The sequence below is a fragment of the Glutamicibacter sp. FBE19 genome, from assembly GCF_015524875.1.
In the GTDB taxonomy this organism is placed as follows: Bacteria; Actinomycetota; Actinomycetes; order Actinomycetales; family Micrococcaceae; genus Glutamicibacter; species Glutamicibacter halophytocola.
Map to the genome: position 1 here is coordinate 504,458 of NZ_JACKQN010000001.1, position 16,196 is coordinate 520,653.

Annotated in this window: 10 protein-coding genes; 6 read left to right on the forward strand and 4 right to left on the reverse strand. The window is 64.5% G+C overall.

Annotated elements, in window-relative coordinates; all coding sequences use genetic code 11:
• Nucleotides 1-17: 17 nt before the first annotated feature.
• From H6F58_RS02275 to H6F58_RS02285, 3 genes are read right to left on the reverse strand one after another with little or no spacing between them, the layout of a single operon-like run.
• Nucleotides 18-1,484 carry an FAD-dependent oxidoreductase gene (locus tag H6F58_RS02275; protein WP_195181004.1) on the reverse strand — a complete coding sequence of 489 codons (1,467 nt, stop codon included), beginning with the start codon at nucleotides 1,482-1,484 and terminating at the stop codon, nucleotides 18-20.
• Nucleotides 1,481-3,595 carry a molybdopterin oxidoreductase family protein gene (locus tag H6F58_RS02280; RefSeq protein WP_195181005.1) on the reverse strand — a complete coding sequence of 705 codons (2,115 nt, stop codon included), beginning with the start codon at nucleotides 3,593-3,595 and terminating at the stop codon, nucleotides 1,481-1,483. The genes H6F58_RS02275 and H6F58_RS02280 overlap by 4 nt, the downstream gene beginning before the upstream one ends.
• Nucleotide 3,596: 1 nt before the next feature.
• Entirely contained in the window at nucleotides 3,597-4,979 is a 1,383-nt protein-coding gene (locus H6F58_RS02285) for an MFS transporter (RefSeq protein WP_060702721.1), read from the reverse strand.
• A 367-nt stretch (nucleotides 4,980-5,346) separates the two neighbouring features.
• Between H6F58_RS02285 and H6F58_RS02290 the strand changes: the two genes are divergently transcribed.
• The 5 genes from H6F58_RS02290 to xdhC all read left to right on the forward strand — a co-directional run bounded on the left by H6F58_RS02290 (nucleotide 5,347) and on the right by xdhC (nucleotide 12,200).
• Nucleotides 5,347-5,832, forward strand: a complete 486-nt coding sequence (locus H6F58_RS02290; RefSeq protein WP_060702720.1) for a nucleoside deaminase — start codon at nucleotides 5,347-5,349, stop codon at nucleotides 5,830-5,832.
• Nucleotides 5,833-5,841: 9 nt separating this feature from the next.
• Nucleotides 5,842-7,326 carry an NCS2 family permease gene (locus H6F58_RS02295; protein WP_171919205.1) on the forward strand — a complete coding sequence of 495 codons (1,485 nt, stop codon included), beginning with the start codon at nucleotides 5,842-5,844 and terminating at the stop codon, nucleotides 7,324-7,326.
• Nucleotides 7,327-7,504: 178 nt separating this feature from the next.
• On the forward strand, nucleotides 7,505-9,001 hold the full coding sequence (locus H6F58_RS02300) for an FAD binding domain-containing protein (RefSeq protein WP_195181006.1): 1,497 nt from the start codon (nucleotides 7,505-7,507) through the stop codon (nucleotides 8,999-9,001).
• Nucleotides 8,998-11,325, forward strand: a complete 2,328-nt coding sequence (gene xdhB / locus H6F58_RS02305) for a xanthine dehydrogenase molybdopterin binding subunit (protein WP_195181007.1) — start codon at nucleotides 8,998-9,000, stop codon at nucleotides 11,323-11,325. The genes H6F58_RS02300 and xdhB overlap by 4 nt, the downstream gene beginning before the upstream one ends.
• A gap of 2 nt (nucleotides 11,326-11,327) precedes the next feature.
• Nucleotides 11,328-12,200: a xanthine dehydrogenase accessory protein XdhC gene (gene xdhC, locus H6F58_RS02310; RefSeq protein ID WP_146276440.1), complete on the forward strand. Its 873-nt coding sequence runs from the start codon at nucleotides 11,328-11,330 to the stop codon at nucleotides 12,198-12,200.
• Between the two features lie 1,439 nt (nucleotides 12,201-13,639).
• On the opposite strand, the gene mmuM is transcribed toward xdhC, so the two are convergent.
• Entirely contained in the window at nucleotides 13,640-14,587 is a 948-nt protein-coding gene (mmuM, locus tag H6F58_RS02315) for a homocysteine S-methyltransferase (protein WP_348536359.1), read from the reverse strand.
• A 129-nt stretch (nucleotides 14,588-14,716) separates the two neighbouring features.
• Between mmuM and H6F58_RS02320 the strand changes: the two genes are divergently transcribed.
• Complete coding sequence (locus H6F58_RS02320) at nucleotides 14,717-16,165, forward strand: amino acid permease (protein ID WP_195181009.1); 1,449 nt, start codon at nucleotides 14,717-14,719, stop codon at nucleotides 16,163-16,165.
• Nucleotides 16,166-16,196: the final 31 nt, after the last annotated feature.

A 16,196-nucleotide genomic window follows, 5' to 3' on the forward strand; every position in this document is an offset into this window, starting at 1 on the left:
CCTGCGTTGCTTAGTGCCTAGGCCAGTGCGGGAGCTTTGTTCAGCAGTTCCTCGATCTTGGACTTGCAGCCACCGCAGCCGGTGCCGGCGCGGCAGGATTCGCCGACCTGCGCCACGGTGGTGCAGCCTTCGGCCACCGCATGCGCGACCTGGCCGTAGGTGGCGCCGGAGCAGCGGCACAGCTGATCGTCATCGCTGGGGATCGCCGAGCTGGGATCCACGGCCGGATCGTCCAGGCGCAAGAGCGTGGAACGATCCTGCGGCAATGCGCTGCCGCGCTCGTAGGCGAGGACCAGCTCCGCGCTGGTTTGCGGCAGGCCGATGGACAGGAAACCGGTGACCGCGCCGTCGAGGGTGACCACCTTCAGGTAGCGGCCGGCGGAGGGGTCGGCAAAAACGGTGGCCTGCAGTTCCGGGTTGTCCCAGAAGCCGGCGCTGATATCGCCGGCGGCGGCCACCTCGATACCCTGGCCCTTGAGCATCAGCACATCGGAGGCGGAAAAATCGGGGGCCGGGATCTCGGCCTCGGAGGTCAAGTGCTGGGCCAGCCAGCTGGCCTGGGCCCAGCCCGGGGCGAGCAGGCCGACCGGGGGCGTTCCGTCCACTTCGGCGCAATCGCCCAGGGCGTAGATGCGCTGTTCGGTATCTGCGCACAGGTAGCTATTGGTTTGGATGCCTCGGCCCACGGCCAGCCCGCAGCCTTCGGCCAATTCGGTGCGGGCGCGCACGCCGGTGGAAATCAGCAGTGCGCCACCGGGAATCTCGCCGTGGGTTGAGGTGGCCAGGGCGGTGAAGCCGTGCTCGTCCTTGACGACGCCGGTGGCCTTGACCTCGGAGATCACCTCAACACCGGCCTGGAGAAGGCAGCGGGTGAGCAGCGCGCCGCCGTCGGAATCCACCACGCGGCCCAGCGGAGCAGGGCCGTGGTGCACAAGCGTGGGGTGGCCGCCAGCAGCGGCAATGGCCAGGGCCGCTTCGATGCCCAGGATGCCGCCACCGAGGATCAGGATCCGCCGGCCATCGGCCAGCGACTGCTGCAATTGCTGGGCGTCATCCACCGTGCGCAGGGCAAAAACGCGTTCGGGCAGCGCGGTGTCGGAGTGCGGATCGAAGTTCAGGCCGTTCAGGCTCGGGATCATGGCGCGGGCGCCGGTGGCAAAAACCAGCCGGTCGTAGGGCACCGCTTCCTTGCCGCGAATCAGCACCCGGCGCCGGGCGCGGTCCACTCCGGTGGCCTGCGCGCCAAGCACGAGCCGGACCCCGGCGTCGGCCAGGCGCTGTTCGTCGACCATGAGCAGGTGCTCGAACTGCGCGGCGCCGATGGCCAGCTCGGCCAGCAGCACGCGGTTGTAGGCCAGGTGCTCCTCGGCGCTGATCACGGTCAGCTGGCAGCGGCCGGCGGCCACCGCGGGCAGCAGGCCCTCGACCAGCGAGGCGGCTACCGGGCCGAATCCGATGATGACAATCTGTTCGGGATGCTTCAATTTTCCCCCTTGATCGGGTTCAGGCTCACCTGGGCATGCTTGAATTCGGGCATCGAGCTGACCGGGTCCACCCGCGGGTCGGTCAGCAGGTTGGCGGTGCCGGTGCCCGGGAAGTGGAAGGGCAGGAACACGGTGTCCAGGCGCATGTCGCTGCTCAGCTTGGCGCGGGCGATCGTGGTGCCGCGCTGGTTGGAAATCTCGACCCGCTGGCCGTCGCTGATCTGGTGGGCCAGCGCGGTGCTCGGGTGGATTTCCAGTGCCGCTTCCGGGGCCGTGGCGGCCAGCTCATCCACCCGGCGGGTCTGCGCGCCGGACTGGTAGTGCTCCAGCAACCGGCCGGTGACCAGCGAAATCTGCTGGGCCGGCAGGGTGGATGGTGCGTGGACGGCAACGATTTTCGCCTTGCCGTCGGGGTGGGCGAAGTTTTCGAGGAAGAGCCGCGGGGTGCCATTGCGGGTCCCGGGCTCGGTGCTGATTGCGCTGCCTTCGGGGCAGGGCCAGTAGATGGCGGCGCCCTGGTCAACGTCTTGCCAGTTCACCCCGGAGTAGTCGGCGATCCCGCCGGCCGAGGCGCGCTTGAGCTCCTCGAAAACCTCGGCGGCGTCGGGGGAGAAGGTGCCCGGGGCATCGAGCCGATCGGCCAGCTGGGAGAGGATCCACAATTCGCTTTTGGCCTGGCCGGGTGCTGCCACCGCGGCGCGCCGGCGCAGGATCCGGCCCTCCAGATTGGTCATGGTCCCTTCCTCCTCGGCCCACTGCAAGACCGGGAGAACCAGGTCCGCTTCGGCGGCGGTTTCGGAGAGGAAAAAATCGCAGACCACCAGGAAGTCCAGGCGGCGCAGCGCGCTGAAAATCCGGGTGGCATCCGGCGCGGAAATCACCGGATTGGCGCCGTGGACCATGAGCATGCGCGGCCCGCCCTCGGTGCCCAGGGCGTTGAGCAGCTCCACGGCGGGGATGCCGGGGCCGGGAATGATGCCAGGATCCACGCCCCAGGCTTTGGCGACGTGCGCGCGGTGTGCGGGGTCGGCGATCTTGCGGTAGCCGGGCAGCTGGTCGCATTTTTGACCGTGCTCGCGCCCGCCTTGGCCATTGCCCTGGCCGGTGATGGTGCCATAGCCGCCGGCCAGGGTGCCGGGCAGGCCCAAAAGCAGGGCGAGGTTGATGGCGGCGGTGACGGTATCGGTGCCGTTGGCGTGCTGTTCGATGCCTCGCCCGGTGAGGATGTAGACCGGGTGGCCGCCGTTTTTCGCAGCGCGGGCCGCGGCGGCCAGCGCTCGGGCGGTGCGGCGGATCGCCTCGGCGGGCACGCCGGTGACTTTGGCGGTGCGCTCTGGCCACCAGGCGGCCACCGAGGAACGCAGCGCTTCAAGGCCGGTGGTGCGCGCCTTCAAGTAGCCGGTATCGGCCAGGGATTCGGCGAGCACCACATGGGCCAGCCCCAGCAGCAGCTGCAGATCGGTGGACGGGGTGGGCTGCAGGTGCCAGCCGGCCCCCTCGGCGCTGAGCTTGGCGGTGGCCGAGCGGCGCGGGTCAACCACGATCAGCCCGCCGCGTTTCCGCACGGTTTCCAGGTGCCGGACAAAGGGCGGCATGGTGTCGGCGACGTTGGAGCCGAGCATCAGGATCATCGAGGCGGTATCCAGGTCGGCCAGCGGGAAGGGCAGGCCGCGATCCAGCCCGAAGGCCCTGTTGCTGCCGGCCGCTGCCGAGGACATGCAAAAACGCCCGTTGTAGTCGATCCGCGAGGTGCCCAGGGCCAGCCGGGCGAACTTGCCCAGCTGGTAGGCCTTTTCGTTGGTCAGCGAGCCGGAGCCGAACATCGCGACCGCATCGGCCCCGGACTCGGCGCGGATGCTGCGGGCCTTCTCGGCCACCAGATCCAGCGCGTCATCCCAGCTGGCCGGGGCAAAACTGCCGTCGGCCTGGCGCAGCATCGGGGTGTCCAGGCGCTGCGGGTGCTCGAGCAGCTTGGCGGCGCTGAAGCCCTTGCGGCACAGGGCCCCGCCGTTGGTTTCGAAGTCCCGGCCGCTCAGGGTGGTTCCCGAGTCGGCCGGATCCAGGGTGATGCCGCACTGCAGGGCGCAGTAGGGACAGTGGGTGGCGGTCATTCTAGACTCCATGCTGGGCGAATCGGGTCCCGGAGCGTGCGTAGTTGTACCAGGTCATCAGCATCAGCGCGAGGTAGGCGCCGATGAACACGATGAAGGCCGGGGTGTAGGATCCCGCGCCGGACATGGACAAGCCCAACGCCTGCGGGATCAGGAAGCCGCCGTAGGCGCCGATCGCGGAGATCAGCCCCAGGGCCGCGGCGGACTTGCGTGATGCTTCGGCCCCCTGCGAGCCCACGCCCAGGGCGAAGACCGCCGGGATCATGCGGTAGGTGGAGCCATTGCCGATGCCGGTGGCCGCGAACAGCAGCAGGAACAGCAGCAGGAAGAGCCAGAAGTTGGCCAGCGGCAGGGTCAGGACCACCAGTGCGGTGATCAGCGCCATGGTGGCCAGGGCGAGCACGGTGATTCTTGCGCCGCCGTGGCGGTCGGCCATCTTGCCGCCGTAGGGGCGGGAGAGCGAGCCGACCAGGGGGCCGAGGAAGGCCAGCGTGATGGTGGCGGTGCCCAGCGGCAGGTGGGAGAAGGCGGGGAAGGTGTCAACGATCAGCTTGGGGAAGACCGCGGCGAATCCGATGAAGGAGCCGAAGGTTCCCACGTACAGGCAGGCGATGATCCACAGGTGCTTTTCGCGCAGGCAGGCGATCGCCCCGCGGACATCGGACTTGGCCGAGGACAGGTTGTGCATGTAGCGCCATGCGCCCCAGGCCGAAACGAGGATCAACGGGATCCAGATGATCCCGGCCAGTGGCAGCTGCAGGGCGCCGGCGGCGAAAATCGTGATGGCGATCGGAACCAGCAGCTGGGCCACCGCGGCGCCGAGGTTTCCGCCGGCAGCGTTCAGCCCCAGGGCCCAGCCCTTGCGGGAGGCCGGGTAGAAGTGGGTGATGTTGGCCATCGAGGATGCGAAGTTGCCGCCGCCAAATCCGGTCAAGGCCGCGAGCAGCAGCATCACGCCGAAGGGGGTGCTGGTGTTGGACAGCGCCAGCGAGAGGCCGGCGGCCGGGATGAGCAGCAGCAGGGCCGAGACGATGGTCCAGTTGCGTCCGCCGAAGCGGGCGACCATGAAGGTGTAGGGGATGCGCAGGGTGGCACCGACCAGGCTGGGCATGGAGATCAGCCAGAAGAGCTGGGAGGTGCTGTAGCTGAAGCCAGCGGCCGGGAGGTAGACGACCACGATGGCAAAAAGCTGCCAGACGCTGAAGCCGAGGAATTCGGCGAAGATCGACCATTTGAGGTTGCGCCCGGCGGTGTCTTGCCCGACGCTGTTCCAGAACTTCGGGTCCTCGGGGGTCCAGTTGTTGATCCAGCGTCCGGGGCTGATATCCAGGGAGGATGCGGTGTCGGTGCGCAGTTGCGCTGCTGGGTCTACTTGTGAGCTCACGGCATTTGTTCCCTTCGCAGATGACTGATGCTTAGAGCATGGCAAAGCGGTATTTCGCGAAGGTGCAGTGGTTGTTGCACCGAAGGGAATTTAAACTCACGGGCGCCGTTTCGAGGCCGATAGAGGTTTGTAATCCGTTGGAAACCGGGAAAAGACCGCATATTCATCATGCGAAAAAACAATCTCAAAAATATATTGCGTGGTCTGGATCACGCTGATAATCTCATACGTGTCTATGGCGGGCACCCATCAAAGGGTCGCTATCTACCGGGCGTGCAACTGATCAATTCAGCAGCCGAGTACGGCCGGGTCATGGCGGGCAACCGGATGATGCGCCGTGCTTGTCTAAAGCATGAGGAGACGCGCGATGAGCGTTAATACCACTGGCCAAGACTATCTTTCGATGGCCATCGAGATTGCCACCCAGAATGTCCACAACGCCGGAGGCCCCTTTGGCGCCATCGTCGTCACCCCGGATGGACAGGTCTTCGAGGGGGTCAACCGGGTCACCGCAAGCAACGACCCCTCGGCCCACGCCGAAGTCGTCGCCATCCGCACCGCCGCCGCGGCCTTGGAAAACTTCGATCTGTCCGGCTGCGTGCTCTACACCAGCTGCGAACCGTGCCCCATGTGCCTGGCCACCTCGCTCTGGGCCCGCATCTCCAAGGTCTGCTACGCCGCCGACCGCCACGATGCCGCCAAGGCGGGATTCGATGACGCAGTGTTCTACGAATACTTCGAAGCGGATTCCGACCGGGCACTGATGCCGGTGCAGCACTTCGACAACGACGCGGTCGAACACCTCAAGCCCTTTGAGGCCTGGGACGCCCTGGAAACCCGTACCGACTACTAGGCGCCGGCCATGACAACGCTCAGCGAACAGCACGACGTTGCCAACTCCGCTCCTTCACCGGGCGGAGCAAGGAAACTGCTGGACTCCCTGTTCAGCATCAGCCAGCGCGGGTCCACCCTGGGCCGCGAAGTGCGCGGCGGACTGGTCACCTTCTTCACAATGGCCTATATCGTCATCCTGAACCCGCTGATCATCGGCGGCTTCGGCACCGGCGCGGCACCGGTTGACGTGGCCGGCCAGTGGCTGCCCGCCGCCCAGGTCGGGGCGATGACCTCGCTGACCGCGGCGGTGATGACCATCCTCTTCGGCCTCATCGCCAACCTTCCCTTTGCCCTGGCCGCAGGACTGGGAATGAACTCCTTCCTGGCCGTCTCGGTGGTCCAGGAAGTCACCTGGCCCGAGGCCATGGGCCTGGTGGTGATCAACGGCGTGCTGATCGTGCTCTTTGGCATGAGCGGCATCCGCACCGCCATCTTCCGCGCCATCCCGAAGGACCTGAAAGCCGCCATCACGGTGGGCATTGGCCTGTTCATCACCTTCATCGGCTTTGTGGACTCCGGCTTTGTGACCCGCACCCCGGCCGGCCCGCCGGTGCAGCTGGGGGAGAGCGGATCGATCGTTTCGATACCGACCATGATCTTCGTGGTGGGCTTGCTGATCATGGGCGCGCTGGTGGCCCGCGGGGTCCAAGGCGGGATCCTCATCGGCATTGTCGCCTCCACGGTGCTGGCGGTGATCGCCGAGCAGGTGTTCAAGATCGGGCCGGGCAGCGAGTCGAACCCGCACGGCTGGCACCTGAACATGCCGGTGCTGCAGGGACAGATCGTGTCGCTGCCGGATTTGTCGCTGGCCGGGGATTTCGACCTGTTCGGATCGTTCAGCAGGATCGGGGTGCTGGCGGCCACCATGCTGGTCTTCACCCTGGTCTTCACGAACTTCTTCGACGCCATGGGCACCATGACCGGGCTGGCCAAAAATGCCGGGCTGGCCAGCAAGGACGGAACCTTCCCGCGGCTGAAGGCGGCCTTCGTGATCGAGGGCCTGGGCGCGGTGGCCGGCGGGGCCGGATCCAGCTCCTCCAACACCGTCTACGTGGATTCGGCGGCCGGCATTGGCGAAGGAGCGCGCACCGGGCTGGCCTCGGTCATCACCGGCCTGCTGTTCCTGGGCTCGATGTTCTTCACGCCGCTGACCTCGGTGGTGCCGATGGAAGTGGCCGCGGCGGCCCTGGTCCTGGTGGGCACCATGATGTGCTCGCAGATCCGCGAGATCAATTTCAAGCGGTTCTCCTCGGCCATGCCCGCGTTCCTCACCCTGATCACCATGCCGTTGACCTATTCGATCGCCAACGGCATCGGCGCGGGCTTCATCGCCTGGGTTGTGGTCAATACCGCGGCCGGACGCCACAAGAAGGTGCATCCGCTGATGTGGATCGTCGCCCTCGGCTTCCTGGTCTACTTCGCCAGGGGACCGCTGACGCTCCTGCTGGGTTGATGTGATCGGGGTTATATTTGAGTTCCACACGGGTTTGAAGGAGAAACTTCCCATGGCTGAAAGCATCGCCTGGTCCAGGGGCCAGATCGCGCACGGACACTAGGCGCGGTCTGCCCCGCACAGTATCCCAATCATTCATGGTGCACCCGGACAACAGGGTGCAGGAGGTGTCAACGGCATGAGTGCCGAAAATTCCCTGAAAACCGGTTGCCGAATCACAGTCAACGGCAACGAGCTGGACTTTGCCGGTCCGCCGCATTCCAACGCGCTGGACTTTCTGCGCAACCAGGGCCTGGTGGGCAGCAAGGAAGGCTGCGCCGAAGGCGAGTGCGGGGCCTGCGCAATTCTGCTGGCGCGCACCGATGCCCAGGGCAGCCGCTGGACCTCGGTCAACGCCTGCCTGGTTCCCGCCGCTGCGCTCGATGGGCAGGAGGTGATCACCGCCGAAGGGCTGGGCACGGTGGAGAAGCTGCACCCGGTCCAGCAGGAGATGGCCGATCGCGGCGGCTCGCAATGCGGGTACTGCACCCCGGGCTTCATCTGCTCCATGGCGGCCGAGTACTACCGGCCGGAGCGCTCGGCCCAGGGCGCGACCGGGGATCCGGCACAGCACGAGTGCGGGCCGAACGGCTTTGACCTGCACGCGCTGTCCGGCAACCTGTGCCGCTGCACCGGCTATCGCCCGATTCGCGATGCCGCCTACGCGCTGGGCGAGCCCGAAGCCGGCGATCCGCTGGCCGCACGGCAGGAAGGCAGCGCACCGGCGCCGGTGGCCACCGACCTTTTTGCCGCCGATACTCCCAGCGGTCAGCTCGGGCGCTTCCGCCGGCCGGCCACACTGGCCGAAACCCTGCAGATCCTGGCCGATGAGCTGGCGGCCACCGTGGTGGCCGGCAGCACCGACTGGGGTGTCGAGGTCAATATCAAAGGCGCTCGCGCCCGCAGCGTCCTGGCCATCGACCGGCTCGAGGAATTGCGCCAGATCCGCTGGGAGAAGGACTTCTTGGAGCTCGGCGCGGGCTTGTCGCTCAGCGAGCTGGAACGGCACCTCGCCGGCAAGGTGCCGCTGCTGGGCCAGCTTTTCGGGCAGTTTGCCTCCCGGCTGATCCGGAACTCCGCTACCCTGGGCGGAAACCTTGGCACCGGGTCGCCGATCGGCGATACCCCGCCGGCGCTGCTGGCCCTGGACGCAAAATTGGTGCTGGCCAGCGTCCAAGGCCAACGCGTGGTGGACTTGGCGCAGTATTTCACCGGGTACCGGCAGACCATCCGGGCTGCCGGGGAGCTGATTACCGCGGTGCGCATCCCCTTGCCGCTGGCTGCCCTTACCAGCTTCCAGAAGATTTCCAAGCGGCGCTTTGACGATATTTCCTCGGTGGCCGTGGGCTATGCAGTGGAGGTGGAGGACGGCGTGATCGCCACGGCGCGCATTGGCCTGGGCGGCGTGGCTGCGACGCCGCTGCGTGCACGGGCCACCGAGGCCATGCTGGAAGGCAAGCCGTGGACTATCGAGACCATTCGCGAGGCGGCGGCCGTGATGGCTGGCGAGGGCACCCCCATGGATGACCACCGCGCCAGCGCCAAGTACCGCACCGCCATGCTTGCTTCCTCCCTTGAGCGCTTCTACGCGCAGCAACTAGCGGTGCCAGCTCAAAGCAAGGAGGTGCAGCCATGAGCCAGCTGTCCCAACGTCCCGAAGCAGCCATTGCCGGCCAGCGCCACCGCCACGAATCGGCGGCCGCGCATGTCACCGGCACCGCGCTGTACACCGAGGATCTGGCCCACCGGCTGGCCGGAGTGCTGCACGCCTATCCGGTGCAATCCACTCTCGCCCACGCAAGAATCCTGGGCCTCGATGCCAGTGCTGCGCTAGCGGTTCCCGGCGTGGTGCAGGTGATCACCGCGGCCGATATTCCCGGGGTCAACGACCAGGGCGCCAAGCATGACGAGCCGCTGCTTCCGGTGGACGAGGTCATGTTCTACGGCCAGCCGGTGGCGTGGGTGCTCGGCGAAGACCTTGAGGCAGCCAAGGCCGGAGCCAGGGCGGTTTCGGTGGACTATGAGCCGTTGGAATCCTTGATCACGGTGCAGGATGCCATCAAGGCCAGCAGCTTCCACGGAATCCAGCCGGTTATCCAGAAAGGCGACTGGGAAGCAGGTTTCGAGCAGGCCGCCCACGTCTTCGAGGGCGACTTCGACTTTGCCGGGCAGGAGCACTTCTACCTGGAAACGCAGAACTCGCTGGCGCTGATCGATGAGAACGGGCAGCTCCTGATCCACTGCTCCACCCAGCATCCCACCGAAACCCAGGACATCGTTTCGCATGTGCTTGGCGTGCCGGCCCACGAAATCTCGGTGCAGGTTTTGCGCATGGGCGGCGGTTTTGGCGGCAAGGAAATGCAGCCCCACGGCTATGCGGCCATCGCGGCCCTGGGCGCCAAGCTGACCGGGCATCCGGTGCGCGTGCGCCTGGATCGCACCCTGGACATGACGATGACCGGCAAGCGCCATGGTTTTTATGCCACCTGGAAGATCGGCTTCGACGCGCAGGGCCGGATCCTTGCCCTGGACGCCCAGCTGACCGCAGATGGCGGTTGGAGCCTGGATTTGTCCGAGCCGGTGCTGACCCGGGCCATGTGCCATATCGATAATTCCTACTGGATTCCCAACATCCGGGTGGCCGGCCGCGTGGCCAAATGCCATAAGACCTCGCAGACCGCGTTCCGTGGATTTGGCGGGCCACAGGGCATGCTGGTGATCGAAGACATCCTCGGCCGGGTTGCTCCGCAGCTGGGCATCAATGCCAGTCAATTGCGCCGGCTCAACTTCTACACCGAAGGCCAGGACACCCCGTACTACCAGCCGGTGCGCCATCCGGAACGGATCGAAGCTGCCTGGCAGCAGGTGCTCGACGGCGCCGACGTGGCCCGGCGCGAAGCGGAGATTGCCGAGTTCAACGCCAATAGCCGCTACAGCAAGCGGGCGCTGGCGATTACTCCGGTGAAGTTCGGAATCTCCTTCAACCTCACCGCCTTCAACCAGGGCGGCGCACTGGTGCTGGTGTACAAGGACGGCTCGGTGCTGGTCAACCACGGTGGCACCGAAATGGGCCAGGGCCTGCACACCAAGATGCTGCAGGTGGCCGCCACCAGCCTGGGCGTCCCGCTCTCGAGTGTGCGCATTGCCCCCACGCGAACCGACAAGGTGCCCAATACCTCGGCGACGGCGGCAAGTTCGGGCAGCGATCTGAATGGTGGCGCGGTCAAGGATGCGTGCGAGCAGATCCAGGGCCGGCTGGCCCAGGTGGCCGCCGGGAAACTGGGGGTCCCCGCCGCGGATATCCGTTTTGCCCACGGCAAGATCACCGGGCTGGGCAAGGCCGAAGTGCTTGAGTTCAACGACGTGGTGCGCGAAGCCTACATGCAGCGCATTCAATTGTCGGCGGCCGGGTACTACCGGACCGAGGGGCTGCATTGGGATTTGTCGCGCATGACCGGCAGCCCGTTCAAGTACTTTGCCTATGGGGTGGCCGCCAGCGAGGTGGAGGTCAGCAGTTTTGACGGCTCCTATGTGCTGCGCCGGGTGGACATCGTCCATGATGTGGGCGACTCGCTCTCGCCGCTGATTGACCTGGGGCAGATTGAAGGCGGTTTTGTCCAGGGCACCGGCTGGCTGACCTTGGAGGACCTGCGGTGGGATACCTCCGACGGTCCGGGACGTGGACGCGTGGCCACCCAGGCGGCCAGCACCTACAAGATCCCGAGCTTCTCCGAGATGCCCGAAGTCTTCAACGTGGCCCTGCTGGACAAGGCCCACGAAGAGGGCGCGGTATACGGATCCAAGGCGGTAGGCGAGCCGCCGTTGATGCTGGCGTTCTCCGTCCGCGAGGCCTTGCGCCAGGCAGTGGCCGCCTTCGGCCCGGAAGGATCTTCAGTTCAGCTGGCATCGCCGGCAACTCCTGAAGCGGTGTTCTGGGCTATCGACTCGGTGCGTGGGTAATCATGGAAACGTGGATTGACGCGGTCAGCACCTTGCGCAGCCAGCGGCGGGCTGCGGTGCTGCTGACCGTCACCGCGGTGCGCGGGCATGCTCCACGTGAAGCCGGTGCCAAGATGGTGATTTCCGCGGATGAAACCTTTGGGTCGGTGGGCGGCGGCAACCTGGAAATGGCTGCCATCGCCCGTGCCCGCCAGCTGATCGGTCAGGGGAGCAGCGCCCCGGAAACCATGGAGCTGCGGCTAAATGACAAGGCACCGGCCACCTATGGCCGGCAATGCTGTGGCGGGGAAATCAAGCTCTTGCTTGAACCGTTGCCGGTCCCGGAAACGGTGGCAATTTTCGGGTTGGGGCATGTGGGCATGGAATTGGCCCGCATCCTCTCCCGCCACCCCATCGACTTGTATCTCACCGATTCGCGCCCCGAAGCCATCGAGGCTGCGGCGCTCTTGCAGCCCAGCGTCGCTACGATCCATGCCCAGGTCGCGGTTATGGGCGAGCAGGTGCTCGGCACCCTTCCCGAAGGCAGCCACGTGCTGATCATGACCCATGATCACGCTGAGGATTTCCACCTGAGCGACGCGGCGCTGCGCTACCGGTCGCTGGGCTCCATCGGGTTGATCGGGTCCAAGGCCAAATGGGCCCGCTTCCGCAAGAATCTGCGCGACAGCGGGCATAGCGAGCAGGAGATTTCGAGGATCCAATGTCCCATTGGGATCCCGGAGGTCGCCGGCAAGCAGCCCGCTGTCATCGCGGTCAGCGTTGCGGCGCAGCTGATGCAATTATTGGGGGATCACGCCGAGAGGAGCGCACCTGGCAACATTGTGGAACTGCCGACAACTCCGGATCGAATCCACCCAGCAATGAACCGAGCTTGATAATGCACCCGGCGCCACGGTAGTGGCTGTGCCTGTCCAAGAGGAGTCCGGTCTGAACTGGACCCTGAAACTTGGACTTGGCAAATAAGAGTCGTGGGCAAAGCGCTTGTCGCGGGGATAGGGACAGCTGACTATTTGTTGGAAAGAGTGAATCGGGAAGGCGAGATATTCAAGACGGACATTAGAGGCTGTGGCGTTGCGGAGTTGTTGATTCTCGAGGCGGTGGCCGGGCTGACGGTCGGTGTTGGAGTCAGGATCTAGTGCTCTGTTGTATGTTCTCAGGGGCTCAGTGTTGACTAGTGCACCTGTGGCGGGCACTTATCCGATTGGTCGGGCTGCTCAGCTGCGCATTCCGGGGCAGGCAAACGGATAGCCAGCGACCATCAGAATGCCACAGCTTGATCTGTCCAGCATTTTCATTGGGCAGTGAGATGCGTTCCATTGTCTGCTGAGGTGAGGACAAGACTTTGTCCCGGGACGGACACGAGGAGGCTTGCAACCTTCACTGAATTCTCAGCACCCTTTGCTACGGTACGACTTAGGAATAGCGTTGAGACGGCAAGAATTTCAGTGGATCTGTAACGAAGTTTCATTATTAGTCTTCTGGAATTTTTATTCATGATTGAGAGAGCAATGGGAACTGAGTTTTTACTAGCACTCCTTTTCGGAATAGCATTCATAGCAGCGTGTGCTTCGTACGGGCGATACCGCCATGATCAGAAAAACAAAGACCAGTAGGTTTTGCGTTAGTGCTGCCGGTTGCTCAATCGCAGACTGCAGCTGGCCCTCTATTGGGCTGGACATTCTGTCGGGCTACTGAAGCGGACCTCAATGCTTTAATTCGATAGGTAAGGGACTTTGGCATGAGTTCCTATGCCCGATATGCATGGGTCCTGGCATTAGAGCATTAATGTAATGCGTTGATAGTTGTATCTAGCGCGCAGGCAACCAGTTCAGTGGTCAGGGCTTCTAACCAGGTGAATTCTTGGCGCAGAAGTCGCTCGTCCTTTGGCCTTGGGACGCAAGCCACCGTCGCACTGTTCATGATAGAACTGGGCCCACTTGCCCAAGGACCTTGGGGGAACGGCGCTAGTGTAATTGGGCAGGCTCCGACTGGGCCGTCGCTGCCAGGGAACTGGCGAACGATCGCGCGTTTGAATTCGAAGGAATACGCCCGCTTAGTTGGCTTTCGGTCCAACGCTGCACTGCCTCAAAGCTTAAATCGTGCTTCTACACCTTCAACGGACTTCAGATTTATACCTGATCTTGAGGATATCGAGACATGACCGAACCCAATCCCAAGAGACGGACAGCAACAAGACGTTTTTTGGCAGGCAACGAATTATTCTGAGGGACGAAAAGCTCCCTGAAAGTATGGAACTGAACTGGTCAGGTTAACTTTCAGGGAGCCGGGTCACGGTTGAAAAACTTTCCAGAATCTAGCCCAGCTGGGCGGCTTCACGCACCCGGGTGATCTGTTCCGGGCTGACCTGGCAGCAACCACCGATCAGGCGAGCGCCGGCGGCGATCAATTCGGGCACCGCAGATGGCAGGTCATTGCCTTCAGTTCCTGGAACCCAGACACGGGCCTCGTGATCCCAGATTTCGCCGCTGTTCGGGTAGGCCGAGAGTGGCAGCCCGGTTTCTTCGCCAAGGATTTTCAACGCGGCGACTGCTTGCGGCACCGGGCAGCAATTCACGCCAACCCCAGCCCAGACGCCAGAGTCCCGGACGATCTTGGCAGCAGCTCGAAGATCCGAGCCATCGCCGAGCACTACCTGTCCTTGCTCGTTGGCACGGACCGCGAGGCTGAGCACTGCAGGCAGGTCCAGGTCCTTGGCCAGGGAAGTGAGGGCTTCTACCTCGGCAAGGCTTGGCACGGTTTCAAAGATGACAACGTCGGCTCCGGCCGAAGCAAGAATGGCCAGGCGCTCGCGGTGCCACTGGGCCAATTCGCCCGCGTCCAGGCCATAGGCGCCGTCGTATTCGGTGCCGGCACCCGGCCCCGCACCGTAGGGCCCCACCGAGGCGGCGACCCAACGCGCTGGGGCATCTCCATCTGCAGTGGCGGCTTCCCGGGCCAGGCGCACACTGGTGCGCAGCATCGTTTCGAACTGATCGGAAGAGCCCGCGTGGGCCAGGCCGTCACGGCTGACCTGGTAGGAGCAGGTGGTGGCCACCTGGGCGCCGGCTGCAAAAAAGTCCTGGTGCGCCGCACGGACTTCGTCGGGACGGTCCATGAGGATCTGCGCGGACCAAAGTTCCCCGGTGACGTCATTGCCTCGATCGGCCAGATGCGTGCCGAGGCCGCCATCGAGAATGATCGCTGGGGTGCTCTGGTCGTTCAGGGCGTCACGGAAATTACTGGGGTGTTTTGGGGTAGGCACGTCATCGAGGGTACACGGAGAAGGCCTGAATGACCGATCTTGACGCTGTGTGACCACGCATGACACGCCCGGCCGAAACGGCTGGCCAATCTCGATATCCTGAAGCGCATTCATTTCAGAAGGAGCCCCATGATTCAGAGCACCACCAGCACCCACGAGACTCCAGAATCAGAGTCCGGCCTGCGAAGAACCATGACCTCGCGCCACCTGGTGATGATCGCCTTGGGCGGCGTCATCGGATCGGGCCTGTTTGTGTCCTCGGGCTACACCATTTCCCAGGCAGGACCGCTCGGCGCGGTGCTCGCCTACGCGGTGGGTGCCCTGGTGGCCTACATGGTGATGAGCGGATTGGGCGAGCTCTCGGCGCGGCATCCGGTGGCAGGCGGTTTCCACGCCCACGCCACCCGTGATCTCGGCCCGGCATGGGGCTTTGCCACGGCCTGGCTCTATTGGCTGTGCTGGGTGGTAGCCCTGGCTAGTGAATTCACGGCGGCCGGATTGCTGATGCAGCGCTGGTTCCCCGAAATCCCGGTCTGGGTCTTCTCATTGATTTTTGCTGCCCTCCTGTATGCCTTGAATGCGACGAGCTCGCGGGTCTTTGGCGAAACGGAATTCTGGTTTGCGCTGATCAAGGTGGCCGCGGTGCTGCTGGTCATTGTTGTTGGCGCCGCCACGATCATCGGCATCAATCCGGCCAGCGATGTCGGGGTCATCGGCCTGTCCAACTTCCATACCGCAGAAGGATTGTTCCCCACCGGGATCACCGGTGTGCTGGTCACCATCCTGTCGGTGTTCTACGCATTCAGCGGCACCGAGCTGATTGGCGTCGCCGCCGGCGAGGCGAAGAATCCCCAGCTGAGCATTCCCCGCGCGATCCGCACCGCCGTGGTGCGCCTGACGGTGTTCTTCATTGGCGCCATCGTGGTCGTTGCCGCGATCATTCCCTTTGCCGAAGCCGGTGCGAATGAGAGTCCCTTTGTGACCGTGCTGGATGTGGCCGGCCTGCCAGCCGGGGCCGACATCATGAACTTCGTGATCATCACGGCCTTGCTCTCGGCCGGAAATTCCGGGCTGTATTCCTGCGCCCGCATGCTGCATTCCATGGGTGCGGCAGGCCAGGCGCCCAAGGCCCTGTCCCAGACCAATAGCCGTGGCATCCCGATGCTGGCCCTGGGCCTGTCGATGCTCGGCGGACTGGTCTCGCTGTTCTCCAGCTTCATTGCCGCGCAGTCGCTCTTCCTCGCGCTGGTTTCCATTGCCGGGTTCGCGGTGGTGGCGGTGTGGATCGTGATTTGCGCATCGCACCTGTCCTTCCGCCGCCACTACGTCGCCGTGCACGGATCCACCGATTCCTTGCCGTACCGGGCGCCGCTGTTCCCGATTCTTCCGATCATTGCCCTGGTGCTGCTTGGCGCGTCACTGATCGGCGTGGGGTTTGATCCGGTGCAGCGGCCGGCCTTGTACTTCGGTGTTCCGTTCACCCTCGCCTGCCTGGCCTATTACCGCTGGCGCCACGGTTCTGGGGTGTTCAGCCCGCAGCGTGAAGCAGAAGTGGTGGGAACTAAGTCCACGGCCTAGGAGTTTAAGAAGGTAGACGCGGTCGCAGAGC

Bases quoted from the DNA above. Each gene is read 5' to 3' on its own strand.
- H6F58_RS02280 (WP_195181005.1), bottom strand. From the start codon at position 3,595: ATGACCGCCACCCACTGTCCCTACTGCGCCCTGCAGTGCGGCATCACC.
- H6F58_RS02290 (WP_060702720.1), top strand. From the start codon at position 5,347: ATGAGCGTTAATACCACTGGCCAAGACTATCTTTCGATGGCCATCGAG.
- H6F58_RS02295 (WP_171919205.1), top strand. From the start codon at position 5,842: ATGACAACGCTCAGCGAACAGCACGACGTTGCCAACTCCGCTCCTTCA.
- H6F58_RS02300 (WP_195181006.1), top strand. From the start codon at position 7,505: ATGAGTGCCGAAAATTCCCTGAAAACCGGTTGCCGAATCACAGTCAAC.
- xdhB (WP_195181007.1), top strand. From the start codon at position 8,998: ATGAGCCAGCTGTCCCAACGTCCCGAAGCAGCCATTGCCGGCCAGCGC.
- xdhC (WP_146276440.1), top strand. From the start codon at position 11,328: ATGGAAACGTGGATTGACGCGGTCAGCACCTTGCGCAGCCAGCGGCGG.
- H6F58_RS02320 (WP_195181009.1), top strand. From the start codon at position 14,717: ATGATTCAGAGCACCACCAGCACCCACGAGACTCCAGAATCAGAGTCC.